General features: G+C 65.5%; 20 protein-coding genes. 4 read left to right on the top strand and 16 right to left on the bottom strand.

What is annotated here, in order from left to right; genetic code table 11:
* Positions 1-74: 74 nt before the first annotated feature.
* The 6 genes from PCA10_RS06340 to PCA10_RS06365 form a co-directional block, all read right to left on the bottom strand.
* The gene (locus PCA10_RS06340) at positions 75-728 is read right to left on the bottom strand and encodes an HAD family hydrolase (RefSeq protein ID WP_016491208.1); all 654 of its coding nucleotides are present in this window, start codon (positions 726-728) and stop codon (positions 75-77) included.
* Entirely contained in the window at positions 728-1,717 is a 990-nt protein-coding gene (locus PCA10_RS06345) for an ABC transporter ATP-binding protein (protein WP_016491209.1), read from the bottom strand. The genes PCA10_RS06340 and PCA10_RS06345 overlap by 1 nt, the downstream gene beginning before the upstream one ends.
* Positions 1,714-2,511: an ABC transporter permease gene (locus PCA10_RS06350; protein WP_016491210.1), complete on the bottom strand. Its 798-nt coding sequence runs from the start codon at positions 2,509-2,511 to the stop codon at positions 1,714-1,716. The genes PCA10_RS06345 and PCA10_RS06350 overlap by 4 nt, the downstream gene beginning before the upstream one ends.
* The gene (locus PCA10_RS06355) at positions 2,498-3,340 is read right to left on the bottom strand and encodes an ABC transporter permease (RefSeq protein WP_016491211.1); all 843 of its coding nucleotides are present in this window, start codon (positions 3,338-3,340) and stop codon (positions 2,498-2,500) included. The genes PCA10_RS06350 and PCA10_RS06355 overlap by 14 nt, the downstream gene beginning before the upstream one ends.
* Complete coding sequence (locus PCA10_RS06360; protein ID WP_016491212.1) at positions 3,337-4,143, bottom strand: alkaline phosphatase family protein; 807 nt, start codon at positions 4,141-4,143, stop codon at positions 3,337-3,339. Before PCA10_RS06360 ends, PCA10_RS06355 begins: the two co-directional genes overlap by 4 nt.
* Before the next feature lie 207 nt (positions 4,144-4,350).
* On the bottom strand, positions 4,351-5,409 hold the full coding sequence (locus PCA10_RS06365; protein WP_016491213.1) for an ABC transporter substrate-binding protein: 1,059 nt from the start codon (positions 5,407-5,409) through the stop codon (positions 4,351-4,353).
* Between the two features lie 301 nt (positions 5,410-5,710).
* On the opposite strand from PCA10_RS06365, the gene PCA10_RS06370 reads away from it, so the two are divergent.
* Positions 5,711-6,427, top strand: a complete 717-nt coding sequence (locus tag PCA10_RS06370; protein WP_016491214.1) for a UTRA domain-containing protein — start codon at positions 5,711-5,713, stop codon at positions 6,425-6,427.
* A gap of 180 nt (positions 6,428-6,607) precedes the next feature.
* On the opposite strand, the gene lpcA is transcribed toward PCA10_RS06370, so the two are convergent.
* The 7 genes from lpcA to minC form a co-directional block, all read right to left on the bottom strand.
* On the bottom strand, positions 6,608-7,195 hold the full coding sequence (gene lpcA / locus PCA10_RS06375) for a D-sedoheptulose 7-phosphate isomerase (RefSeq protein ID WP_016491215.1): 588 nt from the start codon (positions 7,193-7,195) through the stop codon (positions 6,608-6,610).
* A 25-nt stretch (positions 7,196-7,220) separates the two neighbouring features.
* Complete coding sequence (locus tag PCA10_RS06380) at positions 7,221-8,510, bottom strand: M18 family aminopeptidase (RefSeq protein WP_016491216.1); 1,290 nt, start codon at positions 8,508-8,510, stop codon at positions 7,221-7,223.
* 176 nt (positions 8,511-8,686) lie between these two features.
* Positions 8,687-9,262: a class I SAM-dependent methyltransferase gene (locus PCA10_RS06385; protein WP_016491217.1), complete on the bottom strand. Its 576-nt coding sequence runs from the start codon at positions 9,260-9,262 to the stop codon at positions 8,687-8,689.
* A gap of 37 nt (positions 9,263-9,299) precedes the next feature.
* Positions 9,300-9,935 (bottom strand): RluA family pseudouridine synthase, encoded by a 636-nt coding sequence (locus tag PCA10_RS06390; protein ID WP_016491218.1) that lies wholly within the window; start codon positions 9,933-9,935, stop codon positions 9,300-9,302.
* Between the two features lie 63 nt (positions 9,936-9,998).
* Positions 9,999-10,253 (bottom strand): cell division topological specificity factor MinE, encoded by a 255-nt coding sequence (gene minE / locus PCA10_RS06395; RefSeq protein WP_016491219.1) that lies wholly within the window; start codon positions 10,251-10,253, stop codon positions 9,999-10,001.
* Positions 10,250-11,065 carry a septum site-determining protein MinD gene (gene minD / locus PCA10_RS06400; protein WP_016491220.1) on the bottom strand — a complete coding sequence of 272 codons (816 nt, stop codon included), beginning with the start codon at positions 11,063-11,065 and terminating at the stop codon, positions 10,250-10,252. The genes minE and minD overlap by 4 nt, the downstream gene beginning before the upstream one ends.
* 98 nt (positions 11,066-11,163) lie before the next feature.
* Complete coding sequence (gene minC, locus PCA10_RS06405; protein WP_016491221.1) at positions 11,164-11,910, bottom strand: septum site-determining protein MinC; 747 nt, start codon at positions 11,908-11,910, stop codon at positions 11,164-11,166.
* 121 nt (positions 11,911-12,031) lie between these two features.
* Here minC and PCA10_RS06410 point away from each other — a divergent pair, with 121 nt between their 5' ends.
* Both PCA10_RS06410 and PCA10_RS06415 read left to right on the top strand, forming a co-directional pair.
* The gene (locus tag PCA10_RS06410) at positions 12,032-12,952 is read left to right on the top strand and encodes a lipid A biosynthesis lauroyl acyltransferase (RefSeq protein ID WP_016491222.1); all 921 of its coding nucleotides are present in this window, start codon (positions 12,032-12,034) and stop codon (positions 12,950-12,952) included.
* A 37-nt stretch (positions 12,953-12,989) separates the two neighbouring features.
* Positions 12,990-14,195: a patatin-like phospholipase family protein gene (locus PCA10_RS06415; protein WP_016491223.1), complete on the top strand. Its 1,206-nt coding sequence runs from the start codon at positions 12,990-12,992 to the stop codon at positions 14,193-14,195.
* Between the two features lie 9 nt (positions 14,196-14,204).
* On the opposite strand, the gene PCA10_RS06420 is transcribed toward PCA10_RS06415, so the two are convergent.
* The 3 genes from PCA10_RS06420 to PCA10_RS06430 form a co-directional block, all read right to left on the bottom strand.
* Positions 14,205-15,050, bottom strand: coding sequence for a pirin family protein (locus PCA10_RS06420; protein ID WP_016491224.1), 846 nt, complete (start codon positions 15,048-15,050; stop codon positions 14,205-14,207).
* Between the two features lie 252 nt (positions 15,051-15,302).
* Complete coding sequence (locus tag PCA10_RS06425) at positions 15,303-16,067, bottom strand: MlaA family lipoprotein (RefSeq protein WP_016491225.1); 765 nt, start codon at positions 16,065-16,067, stop codon at positions 15,303-15,305.
* On the bottom strand, positions 16,060-17,355 hold the full coding sequence (locus PCA10_RS06430; RefSeq protein WP_016491226.1) for an alpha/beta fold hydrolase family protein: 1,296 nt from the start codon (positions 17,353-17,355) through the stop codon (positions 16,060-16,062). The genes PCA10_RS06425 and PCA10_RS06430 overlap by 8 nt, the downstream gene beginning before the upstream one ends.
* Before the next feature lie 240 nt (positions 17,356-17,595).
* Here PCA10_RS06430 and PCA10_RS06435 point away from each other — a divergent pair, with 240 nt between their 5' ends.
* Positions 17,596-17,976, top strand: a complete 381-nt coding sequence (locus tag PCA10_RS06435; protein ID WP_016491227.1) for a hypothetical protein — start codon at positions 17,596-17,598, stop codon at positions 17,974-17,976.
* Positions 17,977-17,983 lie beyond the last annotated feature (7 nt).

The following is a 17,983-nucleotide window of genomic DNA, read 5'->3' on the forward strand; positions in this document are numbered from 1 at the left end:
TACCCAACCTACGGGTGAAGCACGGTGATTCCGTAGGTTGGTGCAGAGCGCAGCGAAGCCCAACGGGCGCGGCCTCAGCGCCACTCCAGGATCGGCCAGCCGGCTGCTTCGGCATGGGCGCGCAGGGCCGGGTCGGGGTTCACCGTGTTGGGGTTGGCCACCAGGGTCAGCAGGGGCAGGTCATTGCGCGAGTCGGAATAGAAGTAGGCGCCTTCCAGGCTCTCGCCCTGTTCCTCCAGCCAGGCGTTCAGGCGCGTCACCTTGCCTTCGCGGTAGGTCAGCACGCCCCGGGTGCGGCCGCTGTAGTGGCCGTGCTGTTCTTCCAGGTCGATGGCCAGCACTTCCTCCACCCCCAGGCGCTCGGCGATGGCGCTGACCAGGAAGCTCGCCGAGGCGGAGATGATCAGCAGCCGGTCACCGGCCTCGCGATGGCGCGCCAGGCAGCGCATGGCGTCGGAGTGGATCAGCGGCTCGATCACATCCTCGATGAAAGGCCCGACCACGAAGTCCACTTCTTCGGCCGAGCGCCCCACCAGCGGCGACAGGCTGAAGGCCATGTAGTCCTCCATCGCCAGCTTGCCGTCGGCGTAGAGCGCCATGAGTTCGTGGTCCTTGCGGACGAAGGATTCGCCATCGACCCACCCCAGTTCCGCCATGTGTTCGCTCCACAGGCTGGCGCAGTCGCCGTCTATCAGGGTGTCGTCCAGGTCGAAGATTGCCAGGGCCATCAGGCCACCTCCCGTATTGCGTGATCGTCTATGCGCAGGCCTATGCGTTGGCCCTTGGGGTGCAGATCTTCGGCGGAGCGGTTGAGTACGTCCACCACCAGTTCCACGCCGCGGGCCTCGACCCGGTAGCGCACCACGTTGCCCAGCAGGCTGTGGCTGCGCACTTCGGCCTCGATGCCGCCGTCACGGCTGAGGGCGATGGCTTCCGGGCGGATGGCGACGCGGCCGCTCACCGGGCGTTGCAGCAGGCGGCTGGCGGCATCGGCGTCGAGCAGGTTGTAGTTGCCGATGAAGCCGGCGGCGAAGGCGTTCACCGGGGCGGTGTAGAGGGTTTCGGCGTCGCCGCTCTGGACGATGCGTCCGTCGTTCATCAGGAAGATGCGGTCCGACAGGGTCAGCGCTTCTTCCTGGTCGTGGGTGACGAAGATGGTGGTCAGCCCGAGCTCCTGCTGGATGCCACGGATCTGTTCGCGCAGGTGCTTGCGGATGCGCGCGTCCAGGGCCGACAGCGGCTCATCCAAAAGCAGCAGGCGCGGGCGGGTGACCAGCGAGCGGGCCAGGGCCACGCGCTGGCACTGGCCGCCGGAGAGCTGGTGCGGGTAGCGCGCGGCGAAGTCGCCGAGCTCCACCATCGCCAGGGCCTCGTCCACCCGGCGCTTGCTGTCGGCGGGGGCGACCTTCTGCATGCGCAGGCCGAAGGCGACGTTCTGCTGCACCGTCATGTTGGGGAACAGCGCATAGCTCTGGAACACCATGCCGATGCCGCGCTTCTGCGGCGACAGCGGCACCAGGTCCTGGTCGTCCAGCAGGATCTGCCCGCCGTTGACCTCGGTGAGTCCGGCGATGCAGCGCAGCAGGGTGGATTTGCCGCAGCCAGACGGGCCGAGCAGGGTGACGAACTCGCCCTTGCCGATCTCGCAATGGATGTCGCTGAAGATCGCGGTCTGGCCATAACTCTTGTGCAGGCCACGGATGGAAAGAAAACTCATGCCTTGTCCTTGTTCAGACGGTTGGCTGCCCAGGTGAACAGCAGCACGAAGAAGAAGTAGGAGATCACCAGGGCGCTGTTGAAGTGGCCGCTGCTGTTGCGCATGTTGTTCAGGTACACCTGCAGGGTCTCGTAGCGGGTCCCCACCAGCAGGTTGGCGAAGACGAACTCGCCGAAGAGGAAGGAGAACGACAGGAACAGCGACACCATCAGGCCGTTGCGCAGGTTCGGCAGCACCACCAGGAAGGCCGCTTTCCAGGTGCTGGCACCCAGAAGCTGGGCGGCGTCCATCAGGTCACGCAGGTTGATCGCCTGCAGGTTGTTGGTGATGGCGCGGTACATGAAGGGCAGGGCCACGGTGAAGTAGCAGCCGATCAGGATCCAGGGCGTGCCGACCATGGCCAGCGGCCCCGAACCGTAGACTTGCAGCAGCCCTACCGAGGACACCACCGGCGGCACCGCGAAGGGCAGCAGGATGAGGATGTTCATCAGGGCATCGAGCCTGGGGAAGTGGTAGTTCACCACGAACAGCAGCGGCAGGATCAGCACCACCGACAGCGCCAGCGCGCCGAAGCACACCAGCAGCGACTGGCCGAAGGCGGTGAGAAAGCGCGTGTCGCTCCACAGCGCCAGGTACCACTTGAGGGTCAGGCCGTCGGGGAGGATGGTCGCCGACCAACTGGTGGAGAGCGAGTAGAGCAGGGTGCCGGCGAGCGGCAGCAGGAGGATCAGGAACAGCAGCCAGACCACCACGCGGTGATAGAGGCCGCCGCGCCCGGATTCAGCGCGCGACATGGTAGCTCCTCTTCAACAGCCACTGATGAACCACGGTGATCAGCGCCATCAGGCCCACCAGCACCATCGCCAGGGCGCTGGCCAGGTTGGGGTTGAGGGCGATGTCGCCGGCCACCATGGCGGCGATGCGGATGGTCATCACGTTGAAGTTGCCGGTGGTCAGGGCGTAGACCGTGGCGTAGGCGCCGAGGGCGTTGGCCAGCAGGATGACGAAGGTGCCGAGCAGGGCAGGGGTCAGCACCGGCAGGCCGATGTGCCGCCAGAACTGCCAGGGGCTGGCGCCGAGCAGTGCGGCGGACTCGCGCCAGTCCTCGCGCAGGGCGTCGAAGGCCGGGTAGAGCAGCAGCACCCCCAGGGGAATCTGGAAGTAGGTGTAGAGCACGATCAGGCCGGTCTTGGAGTAGAGGTTGAAGTCCTCGATCACCCCGGCCTGTTTGAGCAGGATGGTCAGCGCGCCGTTGAAGCCCAGCAGGATGATGAAGGCGAAGGCCAGGGGCACGCCGGCGAAGTTGCTGGTCATGTTGGAGAACGCCATGACGAAGTCCCGCAGCTTCGAGTCCACCCGGTGCAGCGAGTAACTGCCGATCACCGCGACCACTATGCCGATCAGGCTCGACCAGAAGGCTATCTGCAGGCTGTGCTTGATGGCCTGCAGATAGAACCTGGAGCCGAACACCTTGCTGTAGTTGGCAAGTCCCCAGCCCTCGGGACTGTTCAGGCTGTTGAGGGCGACCCAGGCCAGCGGCGCGATCTGGAAGGCGATGAAGAACAGCGCGAAGGGCAACAGGCACAGCAGTGCCAGCCATCTGCCCCGGTTGGATGACTTCACTTCAACAGCTCCCGGCAGAAGGTCTTGTCGTGGGAAGCCCCGAGCAGCTCGCAGACCGTTCCGCAGAGTTCGGTCTGCTTCGGCTGCGCGTTGGCATCCAGGCTGAAGGCGTCGCCGAGGACGAACAGCGGCACCTCGCGCTCCTCGGGGAGCAGGCCGTTGTGGGAACGGTCGTTGTTCATGCCATGGTCGGCGGTCACCAGCACCTGGTAGCCGGCGTCGAGCCAGCGTTGCAGGTACTCGGCCAGGAGGATGTCGGCCACCCGCGCGCTGTTGCGGTACTGCGGGGAATCCAGACCGTGCTTGTGGCCGGCGTCGTCCACGTTCATCGGATGCACCAGGAGGAAGTCCGGGTCGTGGCGCAGGCGCAGGCTTTCGGCGTCGGCGAACAGGTGCGAGTCCGGGTAGTGGTCGGCGTAGTAGAAGTGGCCGTGCTGGATCGGCAGGCCGGGTGCCTCGGTGTGACGGTCGCGGGCGGCCACGAAGGGCGATGCGTTGTACAGCTCGCTGACCCAGTGGTACGCCGCCGCGGCAGTGGACAGGCCGGCGGCGCTGGCGTAGTGGAAGATGCTGCGCTCCCTCGACAGGCGCGAGACGTCGTTGTGGACGATGCCGCTGGTGATCGGCGGCACCCCTGTGAGGATGCATTCGTAGAGTGGCCGGGACAGCGCCGGCAGTTCGCACTGGAGCTTGTACAGCACGGCGCGGCCGGCGCCGCAGTAGGCCAGCAGGTGGCCCAGCGCATGCCGGGCCACCTCGTAGTTCAGGCCATCCAGCAGAACGAGGATGACTTTGCGTTTCATCATTCTCTCCAAAAGCCGTTCAAGCTCTCGGCGAGCGCAGCTCAGGCAAGGCGAACGCGGGCGAGGAAGCGGAGTTTACGACTGTAAAATCGCATTACTCGTTCTACTCGCCCTTTCGGGCCGCCCAGAGGGCGTTCAGCGACAAGTCGCTGTCCGAGCCCGCGTTCAACACAGCATGAGCAAGCGCAGCCAGAGATTGGGCGGCTTTTATTCCATTTCGATGATTACGTGCTCTTGCCACAGCTGCGGCAGCGCCTTGGAGGTGTTTTCCCAGGCCTTGGCATCCTTGATCGGCTGGACCTTGGCGTACTGCTCGTTGGGCAGCAGCTTGGCCTTCACCTCGGCCGGCAGGGTCAGGTGCTCGGCGCGGATCGGCCGGGCGTTGCCCTTGGCCAGGTTGATCTGGCCGGCGTCGCTGAGGATGTATTCGCGGGCAAGCTTCGCGGCGTTGGGGTTCTTCGCGTACTTGTTGATGATGGTGGTGTAGCCGGAGATCACCGAGCCATCGGAGGGGATCAGCACCTCGAAGCGGCTGGGGTCGATCTGGTCGCGGTAGGACAGGCCGTTGAAGTCCCAGACGATGCCCACTTCCACCTCGCCCTTCTCCAGGGTCTGGATGGTCGGGTTGGACAGCGACAGGCGGCCCTGCTTGGCCAGTTCGGCGAAGAAGTCCAGGCCCGGCTGGATGTTCGTCTCGTCGCCGCCGTTGGCGATGGCCGCGGCCAGCACGCCGTTGACCGCCTGGGCGGCGGCGCTGACGTCACCGATGGCGACCTTGTACTTGCCCTGCTTCAGGTCGGCCCAGGACTTGGGGGCTTCCTTGACCAGCTGCTTGTTGACGATGAAGGCGATGGAGCCGGTATAGGCCAGCATCCAATGGCCGTCGGCGTCCTTGGCCCAGACCGGGATCTGTTCCCAGGTGCTCGGCTTGTAGGCCTGGGTCACGCCCTGCTGGACGGCGATGGGACCAAAGGCCGCGCCGACGTCGCCGATATCGGCGGTGGCGTTGTCCTTCTCGGCGGCGAACTTGGCGATCTCCTGGGCCGAGCTCATGTCAGTGTCGACATGCTTGAGGCCGTACAGCTTGTTGAGGTCGATCCAGGTGTCCTTCCAGTTGGCCCAGCTGTCGGGCATGCCCACGCTGTTCACTGCGCCTTCCTGGCGGGCGGCTTGTTCAAGACTCTTCAGATCTGCGTCGCTCGCCATGGCCTGGGTTCCCAGGGTAATGGCCGTTCCCATCAGTGAAGCCAGCAAGAGGCGTTTCATGTGAAGCTCCTTAGCAGGTTTTGAGGTTGGTCTAGATCAGCAAGACCCAGGCCAAATCTAGAAGCCTTGGATGACGGTTTGATTTCAGGCTCGCCGCCCGTTCCGGCGACGGCGGACGCCCAAAAAGCTTAGACCATGGCTAAGTAGCTGATTCACAGGGAGGTCGCGATTGGCGCTGGCATGCCGCATGCAGGCCTGGCTGGCTGTCACGCCATGGTCATCTAGGCTGCCTAGGATGGCCGGCAAACCCGGTAATGACGCACCTCGATGGTGCTGGTCTATTCCAGATTGGAGTCTTTCGATGCGCGACGAGGCGTCCCGCCCCCTGAACGCCATCTGCGCCGCACTGCAGGAGCAGATCGAGCATGGCCTGCTGCCCCAGGGCAGCAAGCTGCCGGCCGAGCGCAAGTTGAGCGAGTTGTTCGCCACCACCCGCATCACCCTGCGCGAGGCGCTGGGGCAACTGGAGGCCCGGGGGCTGATCTACCGTGAGGAACGTCGCGGCTGGTTCGTCTCACCGCCTCGGCTGCTCTACAACCCGCTGTTGCGCAGCCACTTCCACGCCATGGTCGCCGCCCAGGGGCGTACCCCCGCCACCGAGGTGCTGGGGGCGCGGCTGATTCCGGCCAGCGTGGAGATCTGCGAGCTGCTGGAGTTGCCGGCGTTGTCCAGCGTCTACCAGATCCGCCGCGTGCGGCGCATCGACGAGCGGCTGGTGCTCTACGTGGAGCATTACCTGAATCCGGCGTATTTCCCCGGCATCATCGATTTCGACCTGACCTGCTCACTCACCGAGCTGTACGCCAGCGAATACGGCATCCGCTACGGCCGGGTGCGTTTCGACATGGTGCCCACCGCCCTGCATCCGGAGGCCGCCGCACCGCTCAAGGTCACGACCGGCAGCTCGGCGTTGCGCATCACCCGGATCAACCGCGACCAGCATGGTCGGCTGATCGACTGCGACCTCGAGTTCTGGCGGCACGATGCGATCCAGGTGAGCGTGGAAGTACCGGAGTGAGACAGACGGAAGGTGAGTGGCTGGGTAGGATGGGTTGAGCGCAGCGATACCCATGCTGTCCGTTGGAGCTGATGGGTATCGCTGCGCTCAACCACATCCTACGAATCAAGCTCGGCACGCACTACGGCGGACAGGGCTGTCCGCAGGATGAGGTGGGCGGCGATTCGCTCCCTGCGGACGTCAGGCGTAGTTCTCGGGCGAGAGCTTGCGTTCCACCAGTTCGATCAGGATGTGGATCACCTTGATGTGCAGCTCCTGCACCCGGTCGGCGAAGTCGCCGCCGGGGGCGCAGATGCAGACGTCGGCCAGGGCTTCCAGGGCCGAGCCCGGCTTGCCGGTCAGGGCTATCACCTTCACGCCGAGGGCGCGGGCGGCTTCGGCGGCCTTGATGACGTTGGGGCTCTTGCCGCTGGTGCTGATGGCGAGCAGCACGTCGCCCGCACGGCCGTGGGACTCGACGTAGCGGGAGAAGATGTAGTCGTAGCCGAAGTCGTTGGCGACGCAGCTGATGTGGCTGGCATCGCTGATGGAGACGGCGGCGACCCCCGGCCGGTTCTTGCGGTAGCGGCCGGTCAGCTCCTCGGCGAAGTGCATGGCATCGCACATGGAGCCGCCGTTACCGCAGGAAAACGCCTTGCCCTTGTTCTCGAAACTCTCGACCAGGAGCTCGGCCGCCCGCTCGATGCTTTTCAGGGCGTTCTCGTTGGCGATGAAGTTGTCCAGGGCGGTCCTGGCTTCCTCCAGGCTGTTGCGGATATGGCTGAGCATGGGCTTACCTGTTCGAGTCAGTGGGTCAGGGCAGGTCGTGGCTGGAGTAGAAGGCGGCCAGCACCTTCACCAGGTGGGCCAGGTCCTGGCTACCGGCGAGTTCGCGGATGGAGTGCATGGCGAAGGTCGGCAGGCCGATGTCGACGGTGCGAACACCCAGCTGGCTGGCGGTGATCGGACCGATGGTGGAGCCGCACCCCATGTCGCTGCGGGTCACGAAGCTCTGCACCGGCACTTCGTTTTCCAGGCACAGGTGGCGGAAGAAGCCGGCGGTTTCGCTGTTGGTGGCGTAGCGCTGGTTGCTGTTGACCTTGATCACCGGGCCGGCGTTGAGTTTCGGGCCGTGGTTGCCGTCGTGCTTGTCGGCGTAGTTGGGGTGTACGCCGTGGGCGTTGTCCGCCGAGACCAGCAGCGAGCGCTGGATCACCCGGGCGAAGGCGTCGCCTTCCGGCAGCACGCGACGCAGCACCTGTTCCAGCATGGGGCCGTCGGCGCCGCAGGCGGAGCAGGAGCCCACTTCTTCGTGGTCGGTGCAGACCAGCACGCAGCTTTCGTCGGCGTCGGCGGCCAGCAGGGCCTGCAGGCCGGCGTAGCAGGACAGCAGGTTGTCCAGGCGCGCGCCGGCGATGAAGTCACCGGACAGGCCGATGATCGCGGCGCCCTGGGTGTCATAGAAGGACAGCTCGTAGTCCAGCACCGCGTCGGCGACCACGCCGTGCTCCAGGGTCAGCTGCTCGGCCAGCAGGTCGCGGAATTCGCGGGCCTCGCCGGCGGCCAGCTGCGCCAGGATCGGCGGCAGTTCGGTCTGGGCGTTGATGGCCCAGCCTTGGTTGGCCTCGCGGTTGAGGTGGATGGCCAGGTTGGGAATCACGGCGATTGGCGCCTGGAAGTCCACCAACTGGCTTTCCACCATGCCGGCGGCGCGGTAGGTGACGCGGCCGGCCAGGGACAGGTCGCGGTCGAACCAGGGCGCCAGCAGGGCGCCGCCGTAGACTTCGACGCCGAGTTGCCAGAAGCCCTGCTTGTGCAGTTCGGGATTGGGCTTGACCCGCAGGCAGGGGCTGTCGGTGTGGGCACCGACCAGGCGCAGGCCGCCTTCGAGCACCGGGCGCTTGCCCAGCTTGATGGCGATGATCGAGGAGTCGTTGCGGGTCACGTAATAACGGCCACCGCTTTCGACGCGCCAGGCCTCGCGTTCATCGAGGCGCACGTAGCCGGCGGCCTCGAGGCGCTTGGCCAGGCTGCGGGTGGCGTGGAAGGGGGTGGGCGAGGCCTTGAGGAAATCGATCAGGCCCTGGTTCAACTCTTCGCGCATTGTGGGACTCCGGACAGCAATGGCCGGGAGTTTATCCCATAGCTCCCAATGATTAGGAGGCCGGGCGGCGCTGATTTTTCCTAATGGGGCGATAGGGGCTGCTTTGTAGGAGCGATTTCAATCGCGATCGCGGGGCGATGTCTTGCGCCCAGGAGCATTCGCGAATGAATTCGCTCCTACAGGCGGCGGGCGACCACCGAGAACAGGTGCCAGTGCTTGTTGCGGCCTTTGGCGGTGATGCCATCCTCTTCCTTCTCTTCCAGCATCAGCACTTCCCAGCCGCTGAGCAGTTCTTCCAGCTGGCGGCGGCGCAGGATGGTGATGCCGTTGTCGGCCCAGTCGTCCCGCTCGCCGAACAGGTGGCCGGCGAACAGCCCGCCGCCGGGCAGGGCGGTGCAGATGGACTGCCAGAGGGTAGGGAAGGCGACCGGCGGGCAGAGCGGCAGGGCGAAGCTGGAGTTCACCAGTTGCGCCGGCGGCAGGGGCATGGCCTCGAAGCGGCCGCAGTGGCTGCGCAACAGGGAGCGTCGCTCCCCGTCCACCTGGGCTTCGAGGCGGGACAGGGCTTCGGGTTCGGCGTCCACGGCCAGGACCTGCCAGCCGCGCCGCAATAGCTCCAGGGTGTCCCTGCCAGCCCCGCAGCCCAGGTCCAGGGCGTGGCCGGGTGGCCCGTTCCAGACTTCCAGAGCGGTCAGCAGGGTGGCGCGGGCGGGCTGCCCCTGGGTGGCGTTGTAGAACTCTGAGAAGCTCATGATTGCCCCGACGCGCGGTCTTTTTCTTGAGCCTAGGTCAGAACGGGGCAGGGCACTCGAATCGCAGGCGTTCGCCGCTGACCGGATGGGTCAGGCACAGCATGCTGGCGTGCAGGCACAGGCGGTCGTGGGCGGCCAGGGCCTCGGGGTTGGCATAGAGCCGGTCGCCCAGGAGCGGGTGGCCGATTTCGAGCATGTGCACCCGCAGCTGGTGCGAGCGGCCGGTGATCGGGGTCAGCTCGACGCGGCTGTAGTGGCCGCAGCGTTCCAGCACCTTCCAGAAGGTCAGGGCGTGGCGGCCCTGCTCGAAGTCCACCACGTGGCGCGGCTTGGTCGGCGGGTCGTAGCGCAGGGGCAGCTCGATGCGGCCGCTGTCCAGCTCCGGCTTACCCCAGCAAAGGGCGGTGTAGGCCTTCTCGGTCTCGCGGTCGTGGAACTGGCGGGACAGCTCGCGATGGCTGTCGGCGTCGCGGGCCAGGACGATCAGCCCGGAGGTTTCCCAGTCCAGGCGGTGGACGATGCGCGCCTCCGGGTAACCGTTGTCCTGCAGGCGGGTGATCAGGCAGTCCTTGTTGTCCTCGGCGCGACCGGGCACCGAGAGCAGCAGGGTGGGCTTGTTGACCACCAACAGGGCGTCGTCCTGATGGACGAACTCGATCTGGGAAAGCGGCATGTTCTAGGTTGTCCGAAAAGCAAACGGCGGCCGAGGCCGCCGTTTATTGCACAACTGCTTCGATCAACGATCGGGCAGGGTAATGTTCAACTCGAGAATAGAGCAACTGCCCTGGTTCTCCAGCAGGACCTGGACCTGCTCCTCGTCGATGTCGACGTACTTGCGGATCACGTCCACCAGGTCTTTCTGCAGGGCCGGCAGGTAGTCCGGCTGGCTGCGTTGGCCACGTTCGTGGGCAACGATGATTTGGAGTCGTTCCTTAGCGATCGAAGCGCTGTTCTGCTTCTTCCGCTCGCGAAAGAAGTCGAAAATGTTCATTCACGGCCTCCGAACAGGCGTTGTAAGAGTCCTTTCTTCTGCACGTCGAGGAAGCGATGGGGCAGCTCCTTGCCGAGCAGGCGGTCGACGGCATCGCTGTACGCCTGGCCGGCGTCGCTCTGGTCGTCGAGGATAACCGGAATACCCTGGTTGGAGGCCTTGAGTACCGCCTGGGATTCCGGAATGACGCCGAGCAGGTTGATGGCGAGGATTTCCTCGACGTCTTCGACGCCAAGCATTTCGCCCTTGGTGACGCGCTCGGGATTGTAGCGGGTCAGGAGCAGGCGCTCCTTGATCGGCTCTTCGCCTTTCTCGGCACGACGGGACTTGCTGGCCAGCAGGCCGAGCATGCGGTCGGAGTCGCGCACGGAGGAGACTTCCGGGTTGGTCACGACAATCGCCTCATCGGCGTAGTACATGGCCAGGTGGGCGCCTTTCTCGATACCGGCCGGCGAGTCGCAGACCACGTATTCGAAGGTCTGCGCCAGCTCTTCGAGGACCTTGCCGACGCCTTCGAGGGTCAGGGCGTCCTTGTCGCGGGTCTGGCTGGCGGCCAGCACATAGAGGTTTTCCAGGCGTTTGTCCTTGATCAGGGCCTGGGTGAGGGACGCTTCGCCATTGATGACGTTGACGAAGTCGTACACCACGCGGCGTTCGCAACCCATGATCAGGTCCAGGTTACGCAGGCCGACGTCGAAGTCGACGATGACGGTCTTGTGACCGCGCAGTGCGAGACCGGTACCGATGGCGGCGCTGGTGGTGGTTTTACCCACTCCACCCTTGCCGGACGTGACAACGAGGATCTTGGCCAAGGTGATTCACCCCAAATGATAAGAAAATCGGGAAGTTATCAGCTCAATCCGAGCCGTCCGTCTTCCCTTTCAGGTCCCTGAATTCGCGGCAGTATCCGTTAAAGGCGGGTGATGTTCAACACGTCTCCCGACAGGCTGACCTGTACCTGCTGACCCCAGAGCGGGTCGCGCCGCAGGTCGTCGGCAACCTTGTACTGGCCGGCCACCGAGACCAGCTCGGCGGCCAGTTGGCGGCAGAAGATCCGGGCCTTGGTGTCGCCCTTTATACCAGCCAGGGCACGACCACGCATGGGACCGTAAACATGGATGTTGCCGTCGGCAAGAAGTTCCGCGCCGGGGCTGACCGCCGCCAGCACCACCAGGTCGCCGCCGGGGGCGTAGATCTGCTGGCCACCGCGCACCGGGGTGGTGATGATCCGGGTCGGTTGCACCGCGGGCTTGGCCGGCTCGGCGGTTTTTTCGACTTTCTTCTTCGCCCCGGGTTCAACCGGGTCGAGGGGGCGTTCGCGGGCGCCGGAGGGCGGCAGCACCGGGATGTCCAGGGCGTCGGCGGCGGCGATATGGGCCTCGCGGTTGGCGCGAATGGCCAGGGTGCGCAGGCCGTGGCGGCGACAGATCTCCAGCAGGGCTGGGAGGTCCAGGGGCGGTTCGCCCTCCGGCAGCTTGTCCAGCGCCATGACCAGCGGAGTGTTCTGGAAGAAGTTGGGCGCCTGGGCGACTTTCTCGTCCAATTGCCGGTCGAGACGTTCCAGGTCGTTGTGCGCCAGTTCCATCACGGTGATGGCGAGCATGCTGCCCTTGAGCTGGAACACGGGTTCTTGGTCGAGAAGGTCGGTTTGGCTCATGGTCGTTCTGCAATCGTGAATGGCGAGGACTTATAGCGAGATCGTCCGGCGCTAGCAAGCCGGAAGGGGGCTCTGCATTTGGAGTAGAATGCGCGGTTTTCTCGCTCGAGCGGATTCAGAGATGGATAGACCTCAATTTCGCCCACAGTTCCTTCACCCGCGCTTTTGGGCGCTGTGGCTGGGTCTCGGCCTGCTCTGGCTGATCACCCTGCTGCCCTACCGGGTGCAACTGGGGCTTGGGCGTGTACTGGGGGCGCTGATGCTGCGCGTGGCCGGTTCGCGCCGCAAGATCGCCCGGCGTAACCTGGAGCTGTGCTTCCCCGAGCTGTCCAGCGCCGAGCGGGCGCGGCTGCTGCGGGAGAACTTCGCCTCCACCGGCATCGCCTTCTTCGAGATGGCGATGAGCTGGTGGTGGCCCAAGGACCGCCTGGCGCGGCTGTCCCATATAGAAGGGCTGGAGCATCTGCAGAAGGCCCAGGCCGAAGGCCAGGGGGTGATCCTCATGGCCCTGCACTTCACCACCCTGGAGATCGGCGCCGCGCTGCTCGGCCAGGTGCACACCATCGACGGCATGTACCGCGAGCACAAGAATCCGCTGTTCGACTTCATCCAGCGTCGCGGCCGCGAGCGGCACAACCTGGATGCCACGGCCATCGAGCGCGAAGACGTGCGCGCCATGCTCAAGGTGCTGCGCGCCGGCCGCGCCATCTGGTATGCGCCGGACCAGGATTACGGTCGCAAGCAGAGCCTGTTCGTGCCGCTGTTCGGCATCGAGGCCGCCACCGTCACCGCCACCACCAAGTTCGCCCGCCTGGGCCGGGCCATCGTGCTGCCCTTCACCCAGCGTCGCCTGGAGGATGGCTCCGGCTACCGGCTGGTGATCCATCCGCCGTTGGCCGACTTCCCCGGCGAGACCGAAGAGGCCGACTGCCTGCGCGTCAACCAGTGGGTGGAAGGCGCGGTGCGCGAATGCCCCGAGCAATACCTCTGGGCCCACCGCCGCTTCAAGACCCGGCCCGAAGGCGCGCCCAAGCTGTACTGAAACCTATACTCGGAAAATCCCGCCCGGAGAGCAGTCCATGGATGCCAGCACCGCCACCCAGAAGCCCATTACCGGGCTGATCCTTTCAGGTGGCGGTTCGCGGGCGGCCTACCAGGTCGGGGTACTGGGGGCCATCGCCGACCTGCTGCCGGACGCGGCCTGCAATCCTTTCCCGGTGATAGTCGGCACCTCCGCCGGCGCCGTGAACGCCGTCGGCCTGGCCTGCGGCGCACTGCATTTCAGCCAGGCGGTCCGACGCCTGAACAGCGTCTGGCAGGGCTTTCGTTGCGGGCAGATCTACCGCAGCGACTGGCCCGGCGTGCTGCGCCAGAGCTCACGCTTCCTCGGCAACAGCCTGCTCGGCCTCGGCGGCCATGACCTGCCCGTGGCGTTGCTGGACAACGCCCCCCTGCGCGACCTGCTGACACGGGAGCTGGACTTCTCCGGCATTTCCGCCGCCGTGCGCACCCGGCATCTGCGTGCCGTGGCAGTGACCGCCTTCGGCTATGAGTCCGGCCAGGCGGTGACCTTCTACCAGGGCCGCGCCACTATCGACCCCTGGTACCGCCATCGCCGGGTCGGCGTGCCGACGCGCCTCGGCGTGGAGCACTTGATGGCCAGCGCGGCGATTCCCCTGTTGTTCCCGCCCGTGCGCCTGGGCCGCGAGTACTTCGGTGACGGCGCGGTGCGCCAGACCGCGCCCATCAGTCCGGCGCTGCACCTGGGTGCCAGTCGCGTGCTGGTGGTGGGGGTGAGCGGCAATCCGGTGGGGCCGAACTCGGCGCCGCTGCCGCCACAGCCCCAGTTCGGCCGGCCGCCGACCCTGGCGCAGATCGGCGGGCACCTGCTGAACAGCACCTTCATCGACAACCTGGAAAGCGACATCGAACTGCTGGAGCGGATCAACAGCATGAGCCGGGCCATTGCCCCCGAAGCCCGGCCGCGTAATCTCAGCTCCGAGCAGGTCGAGGTGCTGGTGATCTCGCCCAGCCGGCCCCTGGATGAAATCGCCGCCCGCCACAGGCGCGAGATGCCCCGCGCCATCCGCACCTTCCTGCGTGGGCCGGGGGCGACCCGGGCCAGTGGCGCGGGGGTGCTCAGCTACCTGCTGTTCGAGCCGGGCTACTGCAACGAGCTGATCGAGCTGGGCTACCAGGACGCCATGGCCAAGCGTGCCGAACTGCAGCACTTCCTCGGCCTGGAAACGGCGCCGGTGAATCCCCAGGTCGTTTCCGCCTTCTAAGGGCCTGGCTCAAACGCCGAAGCGGCCGTCGCGGTAGTCCCGCAGGGCCTGCTCGATTTCCTCGCGGCTGTTCATCACGAAGGGGCCGTACTGGACGATCGGTTCGCCCAGGGGGCGTCCGGCCAGCAGCAGTACCTTGGCGCCGCCGGCGCTGGCCAGCTCTACCGCGCCCGTCTCGGACAGGCGCGCCAGGCGGCCCTTGCCGAGGGTATGGCCGTTGACCTGCGCCTCCCCCTCGTACACGTAGAGCAGCACCCGCAGGCCATCGGCCAGACGCGGCGCCACCCGGCCGCCGGCGGGCAGGTCGAGGTCGAAGATCTGCGGTTCGCTATGGGGGCGCTGCACGGCGCCGTCCTGGTTGACCTGGCCATCGTCGAAGCGACCGGCGATCACCAGCGCTTCCACGCCCTGGGCGGTGGTCACGCGGGGAATTTCCGCCGGGTCGAAATCGCGGTAGCCGGGGTCGCCCATCTTGTCCCTGCCCGGCAGGTTGAGCCAGATCTGGAAGCCGCGCATCACGCCTTCTTCCTGTTCCGGCATTTCGCTGTGGATGATCCCGCGCGCCGCGGTCATCCACTGCACGCCGCCGTTCTGCAGCAGGCCGCTGTTGCCCAGGTGATCTTCATGGCGCATGCGCCCTTCGAGCATGTAGGTGATGGTTTCGAAACCACGGTGCGGGTGAGAGGGGAAGCCGGCGACGTAGTCGTCCGGGTTGGCCGAACCGAACTCGTCGAGCATCAGGAAGGGATCGAAGCGCGGTACGCCCTGCTCGGCGAAGACACGAATCAGGTTGACCCCGGCGCCGTCGGAGGCGGGCTGACCGGGGCGTTGTTCGAGAATCTGGCGGTAGTTCATCTGGGCCTCCTGGTAAATGGGATGGAGGTGATGCTACTCGTAGGAAATGGATGAATGGTGCGTGATTTTTCTTGGTATATATCGAATAAGTGGATTGAATTTGTGTTCTGTAGGGGCGAATTCATTCGCCAACCGGACCGCAGGTTCGGCCTGCAGATGCGGGGGCGGCTTCGCCGCCCTTGGCGAATGAATTTCCCCCCTACAACCCATCCTGCGAATTTCGCGAATGGATTCGCTCACACAAGGGGGCCTTCACTCCGCGATCTGCAGCCGGCGCGCCTGGGTATAGACGTAGCGCAGCTTCTCGTACTCGAAGGGGGTGTTGAGCTGGCCGTAGCGGAAGTTGGTGCTGTAGCGCTTGTCCACCATGCGCAGGACGGTGATTTCCGGGTGGTTGCTGCTGGCTTCGGCGACGTTGAGGAAGTTGATCTGGTCTTCGGCCACAAAGTCCACCACCAGGCCGCTGGTGTCCCGCAGGTTCGAGGGCCCGAGGACCGGCAGCATAAGGAAGGGACCTTCGCTGACCCCGTAGTGGCCCAGGGTCTGGCCGAAGTCTTCGTTCTGCTTGGGCAGGCCCATGCGGGTGGCGGGGTCCCACAGGCCGGCCAGGCCGATGGTGGTGTTGAACATCAGGCGCGCGGTGATCTGCATGGAGCGCTGGCCGCGCAGCTGCAAGATGCTGTTGAGCAGGTTGGGCACATCGCCCAAGTTGCTGAAGAAGTTGCTGACGCCGCTGCGCACCACCCGTGGCGTGACGAAGGTGTAGCCGCGCACCACGGGCAGGAACACCCATTCGTCGAAGCGGTAGTTGAAGTGGTAGACGCGCCGGTTCCAGGACTCGAAGGGGTCGAAGACATTCAGTGCGTCCAGGGTGGCGCGTTCGAACTCGCGCTGGTCCAGGCCGGGGTTGAACTTCAGCTCCTTCAGCGGCTGGGTGAAACCGTCCGGGTCTGCTTCCTGGGCGCTTGCCAGGCCGCTGGTCAACAACAGTGCGATCAAGAGTGCTTTCTTATCCACGGAAGAACTCCAGCATGGCGTCGCCGTTGACGCGGTAGTTGAGGTTGCCGCAGTGGCCGCCGTGTGGGTACAGGGTCAGCCGGTCGCCCAGGGTGCGACGCAGGAAGCCCAGGTCGCCCGGCCCGAGGATGAGGTCGTCGGCGTTGTGCATCACGGCGATCTTGCTGCTGCCCTTGAGGTAGTCCTCCAGGGCGTAGAGGCTGACCTGGTTGATCAACTGGCTCAGGCTGCCGCCATCGTACTTGGCGCGCCAGTAGGGGATCAGTTGCTCGGTGATGTAGCAATCGAAGTCGCACTGCAGGGCGCGCTTGTAGAAGCGGGTCAGGCTGGTGCCTTCGGTGATGGGGTACTTCGCCGGGGTGATCAGGCCACGGTGGTTGATCAGGTCCGAGGTGAAGGCGATGTCCGAGGAGGAGAAACGGAAGGCGGTGCCGATCAGCATCGCCATCTGCTCATTGGTCAGCCGTTGCCTGGACTCCTGGAAATCGAACAGCAGGGCGTCGTTCAGGTCGATGTAGCCCTTCTGCTGGAAGTAGCGGGTCAGCTTGCCGAGCACCACCTGGTAGAAGGTGGTGGTGTCGTCGACGCCCTTGACCCGGGTCTGTACCAGGCGGTCGAGGTTGGTCACCGAGGTATAGAGGTTCACCGGCGGGTTGAGCAGCAGCACGCGTTTGAAGTTGAAGCTGCGGCGGGTTTCGTCCAGGTGGCTGACGAAGGCCGCGTCCAGGGCGCCGAGGCTGTATCCGGTGAGGTAGAAGTCGGTGATCGGCAGGCTCGGGTGCTGGGCACGCACGGCCTGCATCACCCGGTAGAGATCATCGGCGTCTTCGCTGGAAATGCCGGGGGTGGCATGGCGCGAGGCGGCGGCCATGAAGTCGTAGCTGGTGGGTGAGGAGAGCTGCACCACGTGGTAGCCGGCGCCGTAGAACAGGCGCTTGAGGCTTTCGGCATGGGTGCTGGCGTAGTGGCCGCCGGTGCCGGCGATGACGAAAACCAGCGGCGCGGGGCCCTTCTGCCGGGCCAGGCGATAGCGCAGCGACTTCACCGGCCAGAAGTTGTCCGGCAGCTCGGTTTCCCGCTCCGGGCGCAGTTTGAGGTCGTAGTCGGACTGGTTGATGTCTTCGTTCGCCGGCACCTGGCTGCGCAGGTCCGGCGGAGTCGTGGCGATGGTCGCCTCGAAGGGGTTGGTGATCGGAAAACCGTAGGTGTTCGCGTCGAGGTCCGCGGCCAATACCTGGGCACAGAAGATCAGGCTACCCAATAGGGCAGCGAGTCGAAGGCGGAGCATAGGATGGTCCCTGTTCAGATTCTGCTGAGGCCTGGTTCCGCGTTGGCGGCCGGCTCCAGTCACTCCCCCGGGGCTTCCGGGCCACGTTCCTTATAAAAGCACGTCATGAGTGAATACCGAGGCTATGACAACTGCAAGTCCCGCAAGTGCGGCCCATCCATCAGACCGGGCCTGCGCGAGGTCTTGCATAGCGCCAGCGGGGGGGTATCCTTGGCGCCGCCTACCCATTCGGAGAGAAACATGTCGAGCCGTTCACCCTTCATCCTGCTGCTGATCCTGCTGCCGTTCTGGCTGGCCGCCAGCTACGGGCTTCGTTTCGCCCTGATGGAGGATGGCCAGTGGGTCGGCCTGTGCGTCGACGAGGCACAGCGCTGGGAATGCCAGGTGCGTTCCGGCCTGGGCCTGCTGATTCACTTCCGCGTCATCGCCTGGATCAGCCTGGGCGCCGCCCTGGCCGCGTTCTTCGTGCCCGGCCGCGCCGGTTGGGGCCTGGCCCTGCTGGCCTTGCTGTTCGCCCTGCCGGCCCTGGTGCTCTACACCGCCAGCCTCGCCGTGTTCGCCTGCGTCATCGCCGGCCTGCGCCTGGTGCGCCGGACCCAGCCGGTGGCGGTACCCGCCTGAGGCGAAT

This window comes from Pseudomonas resinovorans NBRC 106553 (assembly GCF_000412695.1).
Classification (GTDB): domain Bacteria; phylum Pseudomonadota; class Gammaproteobacteria; order Pseudomonadales; family Pseudomonadaceae; genus Metapseudomonas; species Metapseudomonas resinovorans_A.

What these genes read in the sequence shown, in the direction of transcription:
- PCA10_RS06340 (WP_016491208.1), bottom strand. Translation starts at nt 728, where the DNA reads ATGGCCCTGGCAATCTTCGACCTGGACGACACCCTGATAGACGGCGAC.
- PCA10_RS06345 (WP_016491209.1), bottom strand. Translation starts at nt 1,717, where the DNA reads ATGAGTTTTCTTTCCATCCGTGGCCTGCACAAGAGTTATGGCCAGACC.
- PCA10_RS06350 (WP_016491210.1), bottom strand. Translation starts at nt 2,511, where the DNA reads ATGTCGCGCGCTGAATCCGGGCGCGGCGGCCTCTATCACCGCGTGGTG.
- PCA10_RS06360 (WP_016491212.1), bottom strand. Translation starts at nt 4,143, where the DNA reads ATGAAACGCAAAGTCATCCTCGTTCTGCTGGATGGCCTGAACTACGAG.
- PCA10_RS06365 (WP_016491213.1), bottom strand. Translation starts at nt 5,409, where the DNA reads ATGAAACGCCTCTTGCTGGCTTCACTGATGGGAACGGCCATTACCCTG.
- PCA10_RS06370 (WP_016491214.1), top strand. Translation starts at nt 5,711, where the DNA reads ATGCGCGACGAGGCGTCCCGCCCCCTGAACGCCATCTGCGCCGCACTG.
- lpcA (WP_016491215.1), bottom strand. Translation starts at nt 7,195, where the DNA reads ATGCTCAGCCATATCCGCAACAGCCTGGAGGAAGCCAGGACCGCCCTG.
- PCA10_RS06380 (WP_016491216.1), bottom strand. Translation starts at nt 8,510, where the DNA reads ATGCGCGAAGAGTTGAACCAGGGCCTGATCGATTTCCTCAAGGCCTCG.
- PCA10_RS06385 (WP_016491217.1), bottom strand. Translation starts at nt 9,262, where the DNA reads ATGAGCTTCTCAGAGTTCTACAACGCCACCCAGGGGCAGCCCGCCCGC.
- PCA10_RS06390 (WP_016491218.1), bottom strand. Translation starts at nt 9,935, where the DNA reads ATGCCGCTTTCCCAGATCGAGTTCGTCCATCAGGACGACGCCCTGTTG.
- minE (WP_016491219.1), bottom strand. Translation starts at nt 10,253, where the DNA reads ATGAACATTTTCGACTTCTTTCGCGAGCGGAAGAAGCAGAACAGCGCT.
- minC (WP_016491221.1), bottom strand. Translation starts at nt 11,910, where the DNA reads ATGAGCCAAACCGACCTTCTCGACCAAGAACCCGTGTTCCAGCTCAAG.
- PCA10_RS06410 (WP_016491222.1), top strand. Translation starts at nt 12,032, where the DNA reads ATGGATAGACCTCAATTTCGCCCACAGTTCCTTCACCCGCGCTTTTGG.
- PCA10_RS06415 (WP_016491223.1), top strand. Translation starts at nt 12,990, where the DNA reads ATGGATGCCAGCACCGCCACCCAGAAGCCCATTACCGGGCTGATCCTT.
- PCA10_RS06420 (WP_016491224.1), bottom strand. Translation starts at nt 15,050, where the DNA reads ATGAACTACCGCCAGATTCTCGAACAACGCCCCGGTCAGCCCGCCTCC.
- PCA10_RS06430 (WP_016491226.1), bottom strand. Translation starts at nt 17,355, where the DNA reads ATGCTCCGCCTTCGACTCGCTGCCCTATTGGGTAGCCTGATCTTCTGT.
- PCA10_RS06435 (WP_016491227.1), top strand. Translation starts at nt 17,596, where the DNA reads ATGTCGAGCCGTTCACCCTTCATCCTGCTGCTGATCCTGCTGCCGTTC.